Here is a 14,711-nt window from a genome sequence, read left to right as displayed (position 1 = left end):
AGACGATGCGGTGTTTCAGGAAGACCGCAAACTCAGGTTTTACGACTGCTGCGCAGCCGAACGCAGGCTTCGCCAGCTGCTACGGATTGTGTCGTTCCTTAACTGACCGGCATTAGCCTCTACAGGCGCCTTTTTCATGGCCGAGGAAAACCTCAGCGCCCCAACAACCGCGCCAGGCCGACACGCATCGGTGTCTGCTCCGGGTAGGTAAAGCGCTCCAGCAAACGCTGATTGTTCGCTCGCGAGTGGCGGATGTCACCGGAGCGCGCCGGGCCATAGCTTACCGGCGGCAATTGACCGACCACCGTTTCAAGGGCTTCAAGCATTTGCTTGAGGGTCGTGGCCTGGTTCCAGCCGACGTTGACCGCGCCGACTTCGACCTGCGGTTTCTCGATGGCTTGCACCAGCAAGTCGACCAGGTCTTCGACGTAGACGAAATCGCGAGTCTGCTCACCGTCACCGAACACCGTGATCGGCAGGCCCTTCTGCGCGCGCTCGCTGAAAATGCTGATCACCCCGGAGTACGGCGAGGACGGATCCTGGCGCGGGCCGAAGATGTTGAAGAAGCGGAAAATCACCGGCTCCAGACCATGCTGGCGACGGTAAAAATCGAAGTAATGCTCGCTCGCCAATTTGTCCGACGCGTAGGGCGTTAACGGTGCCTTGGGCGTGTCTTCGTCGATCGACTCGCCTTCGCCATTGTTGCCGTAGACCGCTGCACTGGACGCATACAGCACCCGTTTTACGCCGCCCTGGCGCATGGCTTCGCAGACATTCAGCGAACCAATGAAATTGCTCTGGTGGGTCTTCACCGGATCATCCACCGACGCCTGCACCGACGCCACTGCGGCCAGGTGCGCCACAGCGCTGCAACCGACCATCGCCCGCGCTACCAGCGCGGCATCGGCGACATCACCCACGATCAGTTCGACGCCAGGATTGTCCAGCGGCAAGTTGCTGCGTTTGCCGGTGGAGAGGTCATCGAGAATGCGCACCGAATGGCCCTTGGCGAGCAAGGCATCGGTGAGGTGCGAGCCGATGAAACCGGCGCCGCCGGTGATTAAAACAGGGCCGTCAGCCATGGCGATAAAACCTATCCAGTAAGCCCGGGAGTGCCGCACGCCAGGCGCGGGGCTTGATCCCGAAAGTGTGCAGAATTTTCTTGCAGGCCAGCACCGCGTGTTGCGGCTCTTCGGCGGCGTCCGGGCGCGCGGCGTGAGCCTGGGCGGTCGGCGCTTCGATGGCCAGCGGATGCAGGGCACGTGCTTCGGTGAGGATCGCCTGCCCAAGTGCCAGCGGCGTGGTCGCCTCATGCCCGGCGTAATGGTAGGTGCCCCACAGCGGCGCCGAGCAATCGAGTTGCTTGAGGACCGAGATGATCACCCGCGCAGCGTCATCCACCGGCGTCGGATTGCCCCGGCGGTCATCAGCCATCAGCAATTCTTCCGGTAGTTCGGCGCGGCCGAGGAAACGACCGAGGGTGCCGTCGGGGCTGTCATCCAGCAGCCAGCCGAATCGCAGCAACACGTGTTGCGGGCAAGTGGCGCGGACGCTTTGCTCGATCCGCCACAAGGCCTGACCGCGCAGGCCCAAGGGTACCGGTTCGTCTTTTTCGCTGTAGGCCGTCGCCCTGGAACCATCGAACACGCGATAGCTCGACGGTTGCAGCAGCACGATGTTGTGATGCTGGCACAGTTCGGCCAGACGCTCGATCGCCCGCTCCTGCCCGGCCAGACGCTGTTCGCTGACCGTCTCCGCCTGAAACCAGTCGAAGTAATAGGCGAGGTTGATCAACGCGTCCGGACGGGTGTCGTCGAGCAGTTGCGTCAGGGTCGCGGCGTCCCAGCCGTCTTGCGGTGGGCGGGGGGCGAGGAAGCCGATGTCTTCCTCCGCACCGAGGCGAATCAGCGCCTGCCCAAGGGCATTTCCGCCGCCCAGTAACATAAGGCGCATTCGCATAGAGTCAGCAGGCCCAGTCTGATTGAAACAATGGCTTTATCGACACCGCTCGCGGGCAATGCCGTCGATAGTTGCCGGAATCGTTGCATTTTGCGGGTTTAGTGCGCAACCGTCATCCGTAAAGTGTAGATACCTGAGTTCTGTGCTGCCTGTTCCGGCCCCTTCGCGAGCAGGCTCGCTCCCACAGTGTTCTCTGTTGTCCACAAATTTTGTATTCACAGAAGATCCCTGTGGGAGCGGGCTTGCCCGCGATGGGGCCCTGAAGACCAGCGAAGGTCTTGAGCGGTACTTGCATCTTCAGCCCCCCGCCCGCATAAATTGCAGCATGAATCTGCCAATCCCGACGGACAGCGCCCTGGCAGGCTTCCACCCCGCCGTCAGCGCCTGGTTCAGCAGCACCTTCCCGACGGTCACCGCCGCCCAGGCCCGGGCGTGGCCGTTGATCCACCAGCACCGTTCGACCCTGGTCGCCGCACCCACGGGCTCCGGCAAGACCCTCACCGCGTTCCTCGCGGTCATCGACGACCTGGTCCACCGCGCAATGGCCAACGGCGGCCATCTGCCGGATGAAACCCTGGTGGTCTACGTTTCGCCGCTAAAAGCCCTGTCCAACGACATCCAGATCAACCTGCAAGACCCGCTGGCCGGCATCACCGAGCAGTTACGCGCGATGGGCTTGCCGCAGTTGCAGATCAACACCGCCGTGCGCACCGGCGACACACCGCAAAAAGACCGCTCGGCGATGCGCAAGACCGCCCCACACATTCTGGTGACCACCCCGGAATCCCTTTACGTATTGCTCGGTTCCGACTCCGGCCGACAAATGCTCAGCACTGCCCGCACGGTGATCGTCGACGAAATTCACGCGATCGCCGCCAGCAAACGCGGCAGTCACCTGGCCCTGAGCCTCGAGCGACTGCAAGCGTTGTGCGCGGAACCGCTGATGCGGATCGGCCTGTCCGCCACGCAAAAACCCATCGAAGCCGTCTCGCAATTTCTGGTTGGCTGTGATCGCGCGTGCGAAATCATCGACATCGGCCACGCCCGCCCGCGGGATCTGGACATCGAAGTGCCTCCCGTGCCGTTGTCGGCGGTGATGGCCAATGACGTCTGGGAACTGGTCTACGACCGCCTTGCCGCCCTCGCCCGCGAACACCGCACCACGCTGATTTTCGTCAACACCCGACGACTCGCCGAACGCCTGAGCCGTCACTTGAGCGAGCGTCTCGGCAAAGAAGCCGTCGCCGCCCACCACGGCAGCCTGGCCAAGGAGTTTCGTCTCGACGCCGAACAGCGGCTCAAGCGCGGCGAGCTGCAAGTGCTGATCGCCACGGCGTCCCTGGAACTGGGGATCGATATCGGCGATGTCGACCTGGTCTGCCAGATTGCCTCGCCACGCTCGATCGCCGGGTTTCTGCAACGGGTCGGCCGCTCCGGGCACCAGGTCGGCGGCACGCCCAAGGGCCGTTTGTTTGCCACCACCCGCGACGACCTGATCGAATGCGCTGCACTGCTCGACTGCGTGCGGCGCGGCGAACTCGACACCTTGCTGATCCCCAAGGCACCGCTGGACGTGCTGGCCCAGCAGATCATCGCTGAGGTCAGTTGCCAGGAATGGCAGGAGCAGGCGCTGCTGGAGATGTTCCGCAACGCCTCGCCCTACAGCGAACTCGACGAAAAACATTATCAAGCGCTGCTGCAGATGCTCGCCGAAGGCTACAACGGTCGCGTGGGCATCCGCAGCGCTTACCTGCACCGCGACGCCGTGACCCGCACCCTGCGCGGTCGCCGGGGCGCCAAACTGACCGCCGTGACCAGCGGCGGGACGATCCCGGACAACGCCGACTACAGCGTGCTGCTGGAGCCTCAAGGACTGAACATCGGCAGCGTCAACGAAGACTTTGCGGTGGAAAGCATCGCCGGGGATGTCTTCCAATTGGGCAACACTTCCTACCGGATTCTGCGGGTCGAAACCGGCAAGGTCCGGGTCGAAGACGCGCAGGGCCAACCGCCGACCATTCCATTCTGGCTCGGCGAAGCACCGGGGCGCAGCGCAGAACTGTCGTTTGCCGTGGCCCGCCTGCAAGCGCAACTCGATGAGCTGCTCGGCGCCACACCCGGTCACTTGCAGCCCGCAATCGACTGGCTGACCAACACCCTCGGTCTGAACCTGGCCAGTGCCGAACAATTGGTCGATTACCTGGCCCGTGCGCGCTTGACCCTCGGCGCCTTGCCGTCACAAGACACACTACTGATGGAGCGATTTTTCGACGAGTCCGGCGGCACGCAACTGATCATCCACACGCCGTTCGGCAGCCGTATCAACCGCGCCTGGGGCCTGGCCCTGCGCAAGCGCTTCTGCCGCACCTTCAACTTCGAATTGCAGGCCGCCGCCAGCGAAGACGCCATCGTCCTGTCGCTGTCCACCAGCCACAGTTTTGAACTCGATGATGTCTGGCGTTATTTGCACAGCAACAGTGCCGAGCACACCCTGATTCAAGCCGTGCTCGATGCGCCGCTGTTCGGTGTGCGCTGGCGCTGGAATGCCGGGGTCGCTCTGTTCGAAGGCTACCCCGCCGCCGCTTCAGCCTGGGACAGCGATATTTTGCCGGCGCGAATAAAAGACTATTCGGCAAGTTGGCTGGATGACCTGTGTCGCAGCGGTAAACTGGTCTGGACTCGCCTGACCGCGCGCAACAAGAGCGCCAGCACGGCGCTGCGCAGCACACCGATTCTGCTATTGCCACGCAGTCAGGTCGGGTTGTGGAGCGGGCTGACCGAACAGACACCGGTCAGCGAACTGTCGCCCAAAACGCAAAAAGTCTACGAAGCCCTGAGCCAACACGGCGCGCTGTTTTTTGATGAGCTGACTCACGAAGCCCACCTGCTGCGCTCGGAACTGGAAATCGCCTTGCAGGAACTCGTAGGCGCCGGGCTGGTGAACGCCGACAGCTTCGCCGGTCTGCGAGCACTGATTACGCCGGCCAGCAAACGCCAGAATCGCAGCAGCCGACGCGGGCGCGGAGCGTTTGTCGGCGGGATGGACGATGCCGGGCGCTGGGCCTTGCTGCGACGCGGCGCGCAAGCTCCGGTTGTGGATAACAAACGTCCGGCACCGACGCCGACCGACACCCTTGAACATATCGCCATGACCTTGCTCCGGCGCTACGGCGTGGTGTTCTGGCGCTTGCTGGAACGTGAAGCGGATTGGCTGCCGAGCTGGCGGGAATTGCTGCGCACTTTCCATCGCCTGGAAGCTCGAGGCGAGATCCGCGGCGGGCGGTTTGTCAGTGGCTTGGCCGGTGAACAGTTTGCGTTGCCCGAGGCCATTCCATTACTGCGCGAGGTGCGGCGACGGCCGCATGACGGGAGTTTGATTGCCGTGTGTGGGGTTGATCCGCTGAACCTCGCAGGGACGCTTTTACCCGGCGCGAAGGTGCCGGCATTAGCGAGTAATCGATTGGTGTATCGCGATGGATTACCGGCGGCTGCCGAGATTGCCGGCAAGCAGATTTTCTGGCTGGAGTTGGATCAGCAATCAACTGCCGAACTGCACAACAAACTGATCCGGCATTGATGTTGTCGGCACCGGCCTCATCGCGAGCAAGCTCGCTCCCACAAGGTTTTTCTGTGAATACAAAACTGAAGAACACCAGAGATCATTGTGGGAGCGAGCTTGGTCCGGGCGGCGTTCCGACGATGAGGCCATCAGCCCCAACACAAATCATTGGGTGCGCGGCTGATCCGGCAGGAACACCGATGAATGCTCCGAAGCAAGTCCATCGCTTTGCGGCGGCTCAACAGCTTGCCTGGGCATCAACACCTGCTGTGGATAAGTCTGCGCGAAGTGCACCCACGGGCTGTTATCCACAAGCTTTTTCAAACGCTGGTTGAACGCCCGACTCACTGCGTATTGTCCACCCGACACGGTGCGGAACTGTGCCGTCAGCACCACGCCGTTGAGGTCCATCTTGTCGACACCAAACACATCCAGCGGCCCTTGCAGGTTGTACTTGAGGAATGCGTCTTCACGGATGGAATCCCCGGCCTCGCGGATCAACTCGATAGCCTTGTCGACATCGGTGTCGTAAGTGAATTGCACCGAAAAGAACGCATAGGCGAATTGCCGCGATTGATTGGTCACGGCCTTGATCTGACCGAACGGCACCGAGTGCACAAACCCCTTGCCGTCGCGCAGGCGCAAGGTGCGGATCGTCAGGCCTTCAACAGTGCCGGCGTGGCCGGAGTCGAGTACCACCCAATCGCCAATCGACAACGTGTCTTCGATGATGATGAACAACCCGGTGATCACGTCCTGCACCAATTGTTGGGAACCGAAACCGATGGCCAGCCCCACGACTCCGGCACCGGCCAAAAACGGTGCAACGTTGATCCCCAGGTTCGCCATGGTGGTGATGGCGCAGATCACCACCAGAATGATCTTTATCGCGTTGCGCAGCAGCGGCAGGATGGTTTTAACGCGGGTACTGGGCTGGCGCGCCGAGCGTTTGCTAACGGGTGGTTTCAGGGCTTCCTGAATCGCCGTGTCCAGCACCACCCAGACCATCCAGGTCACCAGAAAAATCAAACCGATACGGCTCAGGGAATCACTGATCGCCCGGCCGACCGAATTGCTCACCGCAAATTCGAACAGCGACACGCCCCAGATGCGCCCCAGGACATCGATGAACACAATCGCCAGGGCGATCCGCAGCAACGCATGGGAAAGGCTGAGAAAGCGCTCTTTGTAGGCACTGCTGCGGCGCACGGCCAACTCACTGCGCGACTTGAACAGGTGATGAAGCGACGTGCTGAGAAACACCGTCGCAATCAGCAACACCGTGGTAAACAGCGCACAGCGCAGTACTTTCTGGTTGTCATCGCCAATGCCGATCAGATTGATCACCGACACCAGCACCATCAACAGAATCGGCCAGTACCAGAGCCCGGAAAAGATCCGCAGCATTTCACGCAAGGCCGGCTGGCTGAGGCGCTGGGACAACGGCAAAATGCGGATCAGATGGGCGACTGGACGGCGCATTTTGAACACCAGAAGGCCGAAGGCGATCGAGGCCGCCATCCCGGTGAACACCGCGATACTGCTGGTGAGATTGCCACCGAGCAGGCGGGCGATCTGCGGACTGGTCAAGGCGTCGCTCAGGGCCACGAGGAAGCCAATCAGAAAGAGTGGTCGTGGGCTGTACTGACGAACAATCTGCACCGCCCGGCGCTTGTGGCCGGCGTTGAACAGCACCACCAGCGACAACAGCAACGACGCGGCAAAAATGCCGCTGCTGGTGGCATAGGCGAAACACAATGCCAGCGCCCGGCCAGCGGACACTTGCAAGAAGTGGCTGACATACAGCGTCAGCGGCAGGCTGATCAGCGCCGGAATTGTGTAGGGCAACACATAACCCAGCAAGGCCTGACCGCGCTCGCGGGTGAGCAGCAGGCGGTTCTGGCACAGACGTTTGGCGAGCAGCCCGCCAAGCAACCAGAGCAGCACAAAGACGCCCATCCACACACCGGACAACAGCAGGAAATCCCCCACCACGCTCCAGCTCGAACGGGACGATAGATGATTGACCAGTTGATCCACCTCATCGGCCGCCCGGTCTGCACGCAGGCGCCAGGCGTCCAGCAGGTCCTCGTTGAGATCGAGTTTTCCCTGGACTTCCTCAATGCTCGAACTGATGGCACCCAGCAAACCACCCTGTACCAGCGGTTCGGGGTGGGCCAGCGGTGTCGCGACGGTGGCCGGCACACCCGGCAGTGCGGCAGCCTCCAGCTCGTTGCTGCCCAAAATCAGCAATGCCCCGAGTAGTATCGCGGTCTTGAACTTGAACAAACGCGGCGCTCCTGCAAAAGGGTCTGTAAGGAACTGATCGGGGAATTGTAGGCAAGTTCGGTTTTGGCCGGGAGATAACCAGCCCATGCGGCCATAACGCAATCCGTGTAGCAGCTGGCGAAGCCTGCGTCCGGCTGCGCAGCAGTCGTAAAGTCAGACACTGCGGTGTGTCAGATTCACCGTGCACTCAGGGTTCACGACTGCTACGCAGCCGAACGCAGGCTTCGCCAGCTGCTACCAGGTCTGCGTTGCGGCTGAAAGACTTTTTAACCCTTTCGATATTTGATCTACACGCAAATATCAAATGCCCATTCCTCTATTTTTTCGCATAACCCAAACCCGGACACTGCGCTCCATCAATCAATCCACAGGAGTTGCAGCCATGCCCATTGCCTTGCTCGCGCTGACCCTCAGCGCCTTCGCCATCGGGACGACCGAGTTCGTCATCGTTGGCCTGTTACCCACCATTGGCGCCGACCTCGGCGTCAGCCTGCCGTCCGCCGGCCTGCTGGTCAGTCTCTACGCATTGGGCGTTGCCATTGGCGCCCCGGTGCTGACCGCCCTTACCGGCAAAGTCCCGCGCAAATGCTGCTGTTGTCGTTGATGGTGCTGTTCACCCTCGGCAACCTGCTGGCCTGGAAAGCGCCGAGTTACGAGTCGCTGAACATTGCCGCGTTCAACCTCGGCATCGCCGGTGGCGCGTGGGGTGGTGGCCTGATCGTTGCTCACATAGGCCTGATCCACACCGCGTGGATTGGTGGTCTGGTGGTGTTGGTCGCGTTGGCGCTGACCGCGTGGAGCGGTCGTCTTGATCGCTTGGGCCCGGTGTATGCCGAACCTGCTGAAGGCTCGACCCGCATCGTCGCTGGGCATTGATAGATCAAAAGATCGCAGGCTGCGATCTTTGCTTTACCGTCCGTAGTCCCGTCGAAACTTTCTCGCCCGCCCCGCAGTCATCAAAAGACTAGGGTAGTCCGAGAACCATTAGACGGGAGGCGACATGGCGGCGATCCACATCGGTATTTCAGGCTGGCGCTACACGCCCTGGCGGGGGGATTTCTACCCAAAGGGGCTGACCCACAAGCGCGAATTGCAATTCGCCTCACGGGCGGTCAACAGCATCGAAATCAATGGATCGTTTTACGCGCTGCAACGGCCCGAACGTTATGCCCAGTGGTACGCCGAAACCCCGAGGGGCTTCGTTTTCAGCGTCAAAGCCCCGCGTTTCATCACCCACATCAGGCGACTGCGGGACGTCCATAAACCCTTGGCGAATTTCTTTGCGTCCGGGGTGCTGGAACTCAAAGAAAAACTCGGCCCGATCCTCTGGCAATTCCCGCCCAACTTCAAATTCGATGCCGAGTTGTTCGAGACCTTTCTGGAGCAGTTGCCCCACAACACCGAAGAGGCCGCCGCCCTCGCCCGCCAGCATGATTCGCACGTGAACGGTCAGGCCAGCATGAAGGCCTACGGGAAAAAGCCTTTGCGCCACGCCGTAGAAATCAGAAACGAGAGCTTCGTCGACCCGGCCTTCATCCGCCTGCTCAAACGCCACAATGCTGCGCTGGTTATCGCCGACACCGCCGGCAAATGGCCGTACCGCGAAGACCTCACCAGCGACTTCGTTTACCTGCGCCTGCACGGTGCCGAAGAACTCTATGCCAGCGGTTACACCCCCGAAGCGCTGAAACGCTGGGGTGACCGGATCGAGGCTTGGTACCACGGCCAGCAACCACCCGCCCCCCAGCTGATCGCACCCCGGCAAAAGCCCAAGGCGCGCAAGTCCCGTGAGGTGTTTTGCTACTTCGACAACGACATCAAAGTCCGCGCGCCCTTCGATGCCCGCCGCTTGCTGGAGCGCTTTCATCTGGATAAAGACCTCGCCACCCGTCCCGGTGAACTGGCCGCCGAAGGAGTGCTGTCATGAGCATTTCCGAACCGGTCGGCACCACCGACGAACAGCAATCAATCATCACCGCCGTGCGCCGTTTCACCGTGCTGACGGTCAACACACACAAGGGGTTCACCGCACTCAACCGGCGTTTCATCCTGCCGGAATTGCGCGAAGCGGTGCGCAGCGTGTCCGCCGACGTGGTGTTTTTGCAGGAAGTCCACGGCACCCACGAGCATCACCCCCAGCGCTACAGCAATTGGCCGGCGATACCGCAATACGAATTCCTCGCCGACACCCTGTGGCCGCAGTTCGCCTATGGGCGCAACGCGGTCTATCCCGCGGGCGATCACGGCAATGCGCTGCTGTCGAAATTCCAGATCATTCGCCACGACAACCTAGACGTCTCCATCAACGGTCACGAGAACCGCGGCATCTTGCATTGCGTGCTGCGCCTGCCCGGTGACGGCCGGGAAGTGCATGCCATTTGTGTGCATCTGGGTCTTCGCGAAACCCACCGGACCGAACAACTCAAGTTGCTGGCCCAGCGTCTCGAAGAACTGCCCAGCGATGCCCCGGTGATCGTTGCAGGTGACTTCAACGACTGGCGTCAGCGTGCCGACGCGCTGCTCAAACCCATTGGTTTGCGGGAGGTTTTCGCCGAACTCCACGGCAAACCGGCGCGCAGTTTTCCAGCTCGTTTGCCAGCATTGCGCCTTGACCGCATCTATGTGCGCAACCTCAAGGCCAGCCAGCCCCAAGTGCTGGCCGCGCGACCCTGGTCACACCTTTCCGACCATGCACCGCTATCGGTGGAGATCGAGCTATGAGCAGCCCATCGATGGATAAAACCAATGTGGAGCACTTATCCACAACCCCGTCGATCCGTGAACCGGGCGTGGCCGACGTCGAATATGGCTGGCAAGGCAACAACCGCGTAGAGCTGCTGGAAAACGGCGAAGCGTATTTCCCTCGGGTGTTCGAGGCCATGCGTCAGGCCAAGACTGAAATCCTGCTGGAAACCTTCATTGTGTTCGAGGACAAAGTCGGTAACGAGCTGCAGGAAGTACTGATCGCCGCCGCTCAACGCGGCGTGCGGATCATCGCCAGTCTCGATGGCTTTGGCTGCGGTGAACTGAGCACGGGATACCTCACCGCCCTGAGTGAGGCCGGCGTGCGCATCCAGATTTTCGACCCTGCGCCCAAACATCTGGGCATCCGCACCAACTGGTTCCGCCGCCTGCACCGCAAGATCGTGGTGGTCGATGGCACGATTGCGTTCATCGGCGGCATCAACTTTTCTGCCGACCATCTGGCTGACTTCGGCCCTGAGGCCAAGCAGGATTATTCCGTTGAAGTGCAAGGCCCGGCGGTGGCCGACATCCATCACTTCGCCTTGCTGCAATGCGGTCGCCCGGCTCGCGCCAAATACTGGTGGCAACGCCGCAGGCAGCGGCGCTCGGAACTGGCGTTCAGCGATCATGACGGCCAGGTTCGCCTGGTGTACCGCGACAACGGCGAGCATCCGACTGACATCGAAGAGGTTTACCGACAGGTGCTGCGCAGTGCCCAGCGCCGGGTGGTGATCGCTAATGCCTACTTCTTTCCGGGTTATCGCCTGCTGCGCGAGATCCGCAACGCGGCGCGCCGTGGCGTCGATGTGCGACTGATCCTGCAAGGTCAGCCCGATATGCTGGCGGCCAAACTCGCCGCGCGCATGACCTATGACTACCTGCTCAAATCCGGCGTGCAGATTTACGAATATTGCGACCGTCCGCTGCACGGCAAAGTCGCGCTGGTGGATGAGGATTGGAGCACGGTCGGTTCGAGCAACCTCGACCCGTTGAGCCTGTCCTTGAACCTGGAAGCCAATGTGTTGATCCGTGATCGCGCCTTCAACCGCGACCTGTTCGAGCGCCTCGAAGACCTGAGTAACAACCATTGCAAGGTCATGTCCACAGACAAGTCCCCGCGCGGGCGGGTCTGGCACATGACCGTCGGCTTTCTGGTGTTTCACTTTCTGCGGCACTTCCCGGCCTGGGCCGGTTGGCTGCCGGCGCATAAACCGCGCCTGAAACCTTTTACCCATTCTGCCGGGAGTGACACCTGATGAGCCACTCTGATACGCAACCGGCGGCCCACGCCGACACCCCGACCAAATCCCGCTGGAGCCGCTGGAAACGGCCGCTGACAATGCTGTTTTTCCTGGCGCTGATCGTGCTGTTCACGATGCTTGCCCAGCGCATGGAATGGGATGAAGTGTTCACCAACCTCGCCGATTTCAAGGTGCGCACGCTGATTATCGCGGCCGGTCTGACCTTGGTGAGTTTTCTGGTCTACGCCTGCTTCGACCTGATCGGCCGTACCTACATTCGCCAGGACCTGACGTGGAAGCAGATCCTGCCGGTGGGGATTATCAGCTATGCCTTCAACCTCAACCTGAGCGCTTGGGTTGGCGGTATTGCCATGCGTTATCGGCTGTATTCGCGACTCGGGGTGAGCAAGGGCAACATCGCGAAAATTCTCGGGTTGAGCCTGGCGACCAACTGGTTCGGTTACATGGTGATTGCCGGTGCGGTGTTCAGCAGCGGACTGGTGCGAATGCCGCCAGGCTGGAAGCTGAGCAGCGGCGCCTTGCAAGGTGTGGGCGTGTTGTTGCTGCTGGTGAGCGCGGGGTACCTGGCAGCGTGTCAGTTTTCCAAGCGGCGGGAGTGGACGATACGCGGGGTAGAAATCAACCTGCCGTCCCTGCGCATGGCGGTGCTGCAACTGGCCCTCGGGGCGCTGAATTGGTCGCTGATGGCGGCGGTGATTTTCACCTTGCTGCCGAGCAAGCTCGATTACCCGCTGGTGCTTGGGGTGTTGCTGATCAGCGCAATTGCCGGAGTCATCACGCACATCCCCGCCGGGCTCGGCGTGCTGGAAGCGGTGTTCGTGGCGCTGCTGCAACATGAAGCGTCCCGAGGCAGCCTGGTGGCCGGATTGCTGGCCTATCGGGCGATCTATTTCATTCTGCCGCTACTGATTACCCTGGTGATGTACCTGATCGTGGAAGCCAAGGCCAAGTCGTTGCGGATCGCGAAAAAGCCCAAGTGATCTGGTGTTTGCTCGCGATTGATCGCAAGAACACCACAGGTCTCAGGTTGATTGGATAATGCTCAACCGCTCACCCACCACCATCTCGGTGATCCAGCCCACCAGGATCGAGGTGTACGCCTGTTGTGAAACAGGTTCGCTCAAGGCGTGATCGGCGCCGTCGATAATCCGGTGGGTCAGCGAATGCGTCTGCTGACAGGCCGCGCGGTAACTCATGATGGTGGCGTGGGGCACATGGTCGTCGGTCTCCGATTCGACCAGCAGCACATCCCCCGTAAATTGCGAACAGGCATGCAGTGCCCGATTGCTGTCGGCGCGGACTAACGTGCTGCGGTAATCACGTAAATCGAGCTTGTCCAGGTCGCGTTTGGGCGTGTGCCATTGATCATCGCGATACAGCGCCGGCGCCCGCAGCGCCAGCCAGCGCACCGGGCGCAATGACGTCAGGATCGAGGCCAGGTAACCGCCATAACTGGTGCCGACCACGGCAATCGCCGATGTATCGAGCGCCGGGTGCGCGAGCAACCGGTCATACGCCGCCAGTAGATCGCGCAGGTTGTCTTCCCGCGTCACTCGACTCAGCGCAATACCGGCCCCGCCGGTATGTCCGCGCAAGTCGAACGTCAGGCAAACGCAACCCAAACCGGCGATGCCTTTCGCCCGCTCCAGGTCCCGCTCCTGACTGCCGCCCCAACCGTGCACAAAGAGCACGCCGGGCACTTTCGATTTGGGACTGAGAAAGGTCCCAATCATCTGCTCATTGTCGATGTCGATTTGAATGGTTTCGCTTCTAGCCGTCATAGGATTTAACCGTTACGTACTTGAGAAGAAAGTCACTGCTTTGCGCTGGCCCGCGATACACCTCGATGGCGTCCGCCGGCAGCGGCTGGTCGATGTAGGTCTCGACCGAAGACACGCGAATCGCACGCATCCCGGGGTCGTTGACGAAGCTTTGCAAGGCGGCGACTTCGGCGCTGCTGGCACCACCCATCCGCCAGGACTGCTCGAGCACGCCGCTGCGCTGTTTGCCGTTACTGTCCACACCTTGGGCGATGTCGTAGTTGCGCCGCGAGGCGTAGAAACCGGGATAAGCCTCATCCGCGGCCCTGTCAAACACTTGCGCCTGACGGATCGCCAGCCGCACATCGTCCGGCAGTTCCAGCGCGAGCAGATCGTCGTAGTCACCCCGCACCACCAGCAGGTTCGACCCTCCATAAACCTGCTCGCCCTGACCGTCTTCGGTCAAGTATTGATCACCGCAATAACTCAGCACCTGGTCGCCGATAAAGCTCTGACCGACGCTGTGGGTGATCACTTGGTCCAGGTCCTGCTCCAGCACCACGCCTTCGGTGAACAGCGCATTGGCATCGGGTCTGGCGAGGATGGCATCGAACTGGTCGAGGTTTTTGATCACTTCCTGGCCACGGCCGGCACAGGCATGAATAGGTTTGATGCGGATAGGACCGGTGTAGAGCAGGTGTTCTGCCGCGGGCCGCGCATCGTCCATGGAAAAAACACTGAGGCCGTCGAGCACCACGCTGCGCACACGTTCGGAAAACAACGGTGACCAGCCTTCCGGAGCGTGAGCATTTTTGTTGCGCAACCCGTGACTGATGGCTTTGGTGCAGATGAAATCATGCTCGACATAACCGCCCCACAAATCCTCCGGTCCCTTGACGCCCAATTGCCGGGCGGCAGCGACGCCAACAAGCGTCTGGGTCGGCAACAGATAAAGGTCTCGACCGTTGTGCAGCTCCGGGTCGTAACTGCCGCCGAATTTAAGCCCCAGTATCTGCGCCAGCCAACGGGCCAGCGCACGATTGGTTTCCACTTCGTGCAACGGAGCCTCGGGGCGCACAGAGTGGGCGACCACCAATTTCTTGCGGCTTGCTGGGGTCATGCGTCCCCCTTCAGTCT

The 14,711-nt window shown here is 61.1% G+C and carries 10 protein-coding genes and 1 pseudogene; 6 read left to right on the top strand and 5 right to left on the bottom strand.

Annotation, left to right across the window (positions count from 1 at the left end; translation table 11 throughout):
* Nucleotides 1-152: 152 nt before the first annotated feature.
* Both WLY71_RS06610 and WLY71_RS06605 read right to left on the bottom strand, forming a co-directional pair.
* Nucleotides 153-1,082: an NAD-dependent epimerase/dehydratase family protein gene (locus WLY71_RS06610; protein WP_347802933.1), complete on the bottom strand. Its 930-nt coding sequence runs from the start codon at nt 1,080-1,082 to the stop codon at nt 153-155.
* Nucleotides 1,075-1,959, bottom strand: coding sequence for a sugar nucleotide-binding protein (locus WLY71_RS06605; RefSeq protein WP_046053235.1), 885 nt, complete (start codon nt 1,957-1,959; stop codon nt 1,075-1,077). The genes WLY71_RS06610 and WLY71_RS06605 overlap by 8 nt, the downstream gene beginning before the upstream one ends.
* 325 nt (nt 1,960-2,284) lie before the next feature.
* On the opposite strand from WLY71_RS06605, the gene WLY71_RS06600 reads away from it, so the two are divergent.
* A complete protein-coding gene (locus WLY71_RS06600) occupies nt 2,285-5,536 on the top strand; it encodes a DEAD/DEAH box helicase (RefSeq protein WP_347802932.1) in 3,252 nt (1,083 codons plus the stop codon).
* A 147-nt stretch (nt 5,537-5,683) separates the two neighbouring features.
* Here WLY71_RS06600 and WLY71_RS06595 read toward each other — a convergent pair whose 3' ends face one another.
* Nucleotides 5,684-7,807: a mechanosensitive ion channel family protein gene (locus tag WLY71_RS06595; protein WP_347802931.1), complete on the bottom strand. Its 2,124-nt coding sequence runs from the start codon at nt 7,805-7,807 to the stop codon at nt 5,684-5,686.
* Between the two features lie 382 nt (nt 7,808-8,189).
* Between WLY71_RS06595 and WLY71_RS06590 the strand changes: the two are divergent.
* The 5 genes and pseudogenes from WLY71_RS06590 to WLY71_RS06570 all read left to right on the top strand — a co-directional run bounded on the left by WLY71_RS06590 (nt 8,190) and on the right by WLY71_RS06570 (nt 12,794).
* Nucleotides 8,190-8,683: pseudogene (locus tag WLY71_RS06590) on the top strand (MFS transporter).
* 124 nt (nt 8,684-8,807) lie between these two features.
* Nucleotides 8,808-9,734 (top strand): DUF72 domain-containing protein, encoded by a 927-nt coding sequence (locus WLY71_RS06585; RefSeq protein ID WP_347802930.1) that lies wholly within the window; start codon nt 8,808-8,810, stop codon nt 9,732-9,734.
* Nucleotides 9,731-10,528, top strand: coding sequence for an endonuclease/exonuclease/phosphatase family protein (locus WLY71_RS06580; RefSeq protein ID WP_347802929.1), 798 nt, complete (start codon nt 9,731-9,733; stop codon nt 10,526-10,528). Before WLY71_RS06585 ends, WLY71_RS06580 begins: the two co-directional genes overlap by 4 nt.
* Nucleotides 10,525-11,808 (top strand): cardiolipin synthase ClsB, encoded by a 1,284-nt coding sequence (gene clsB / locus WLY71_RS06575; RefSeq protein ID WP_347802928.1) that lies wholly within the window; start codon nt 10,525-10,527, stop codon nt 11,806-11,808. The genes WLY71_RS06580 and clsB overlap by 4 nt, the downstream gene beginning before the upstream one ends.
* Nucleotides 11,808-12,794: a lysylphosphatidylglycerol synthase domain-containing protein gene (locus tag WLY71_RS06570; protein WP_347802927.1), complete on the top strand. Its 987-nt coding sequence runs from the start codon at nt 11,808-11,810 to the stop codon at nt 12,792-12,794. The genes clsB and WLY71_RS06570 overlap by 1 nt, the downstream gene beginning before the upstream one ends.
* A 42-nt stretch (nt 12,795-12,836) precedes the next feature.
* Here WLY71_RS06570 and WLY71_RS06565 read toward each other — a convergent pair whose 3' ends face one another.
* Together WLY71_RS06565 and WLY71_RS06560 are read right to left on the bottom strand one after the other, a co-directional pair.
* Complete coding sequence (locus WLY71_RS06565; RefSeq protein ID WP_347802926.1) at nt 12,837-13,595, bottom strand: alpha/beta hydrolase family protein; 759 nt, start codon at nt 13,593-13,595, stop codon at nt 12,837-12,839.
* Nucleotides 13,585-14,694, bottom strand: coding sequence for a DUF3182 family protein (locus tag WLY71_RS06560; RefSeq protein WP_347802925.1), 1,110 nt, complete (start codon nt 14,692-14,694; stop codon nt 13,585-13,587). The genes WLY71_RS06565 and WLY71_RS06560 overlap by 11 nt, the downstream gene beginning before the upstream one ends.
* Nucleotides 14,695-14,711 lie beyond the last annotated feature (17 nt).

This window comes from Pseudomonas rossensis, assembly GCF_039888995.1.
GTDB classification, from domain to species: Bacteria; Pseudomonadota; Gammaproteobacteria; order Pseudomonadales; family Pseudomonadaceae; genus Aquipseudomonas; species Aquipseudomonas rossensis.
This window is presented reverse-complemented; position numbering and strand designations above follow the sequence as displayed.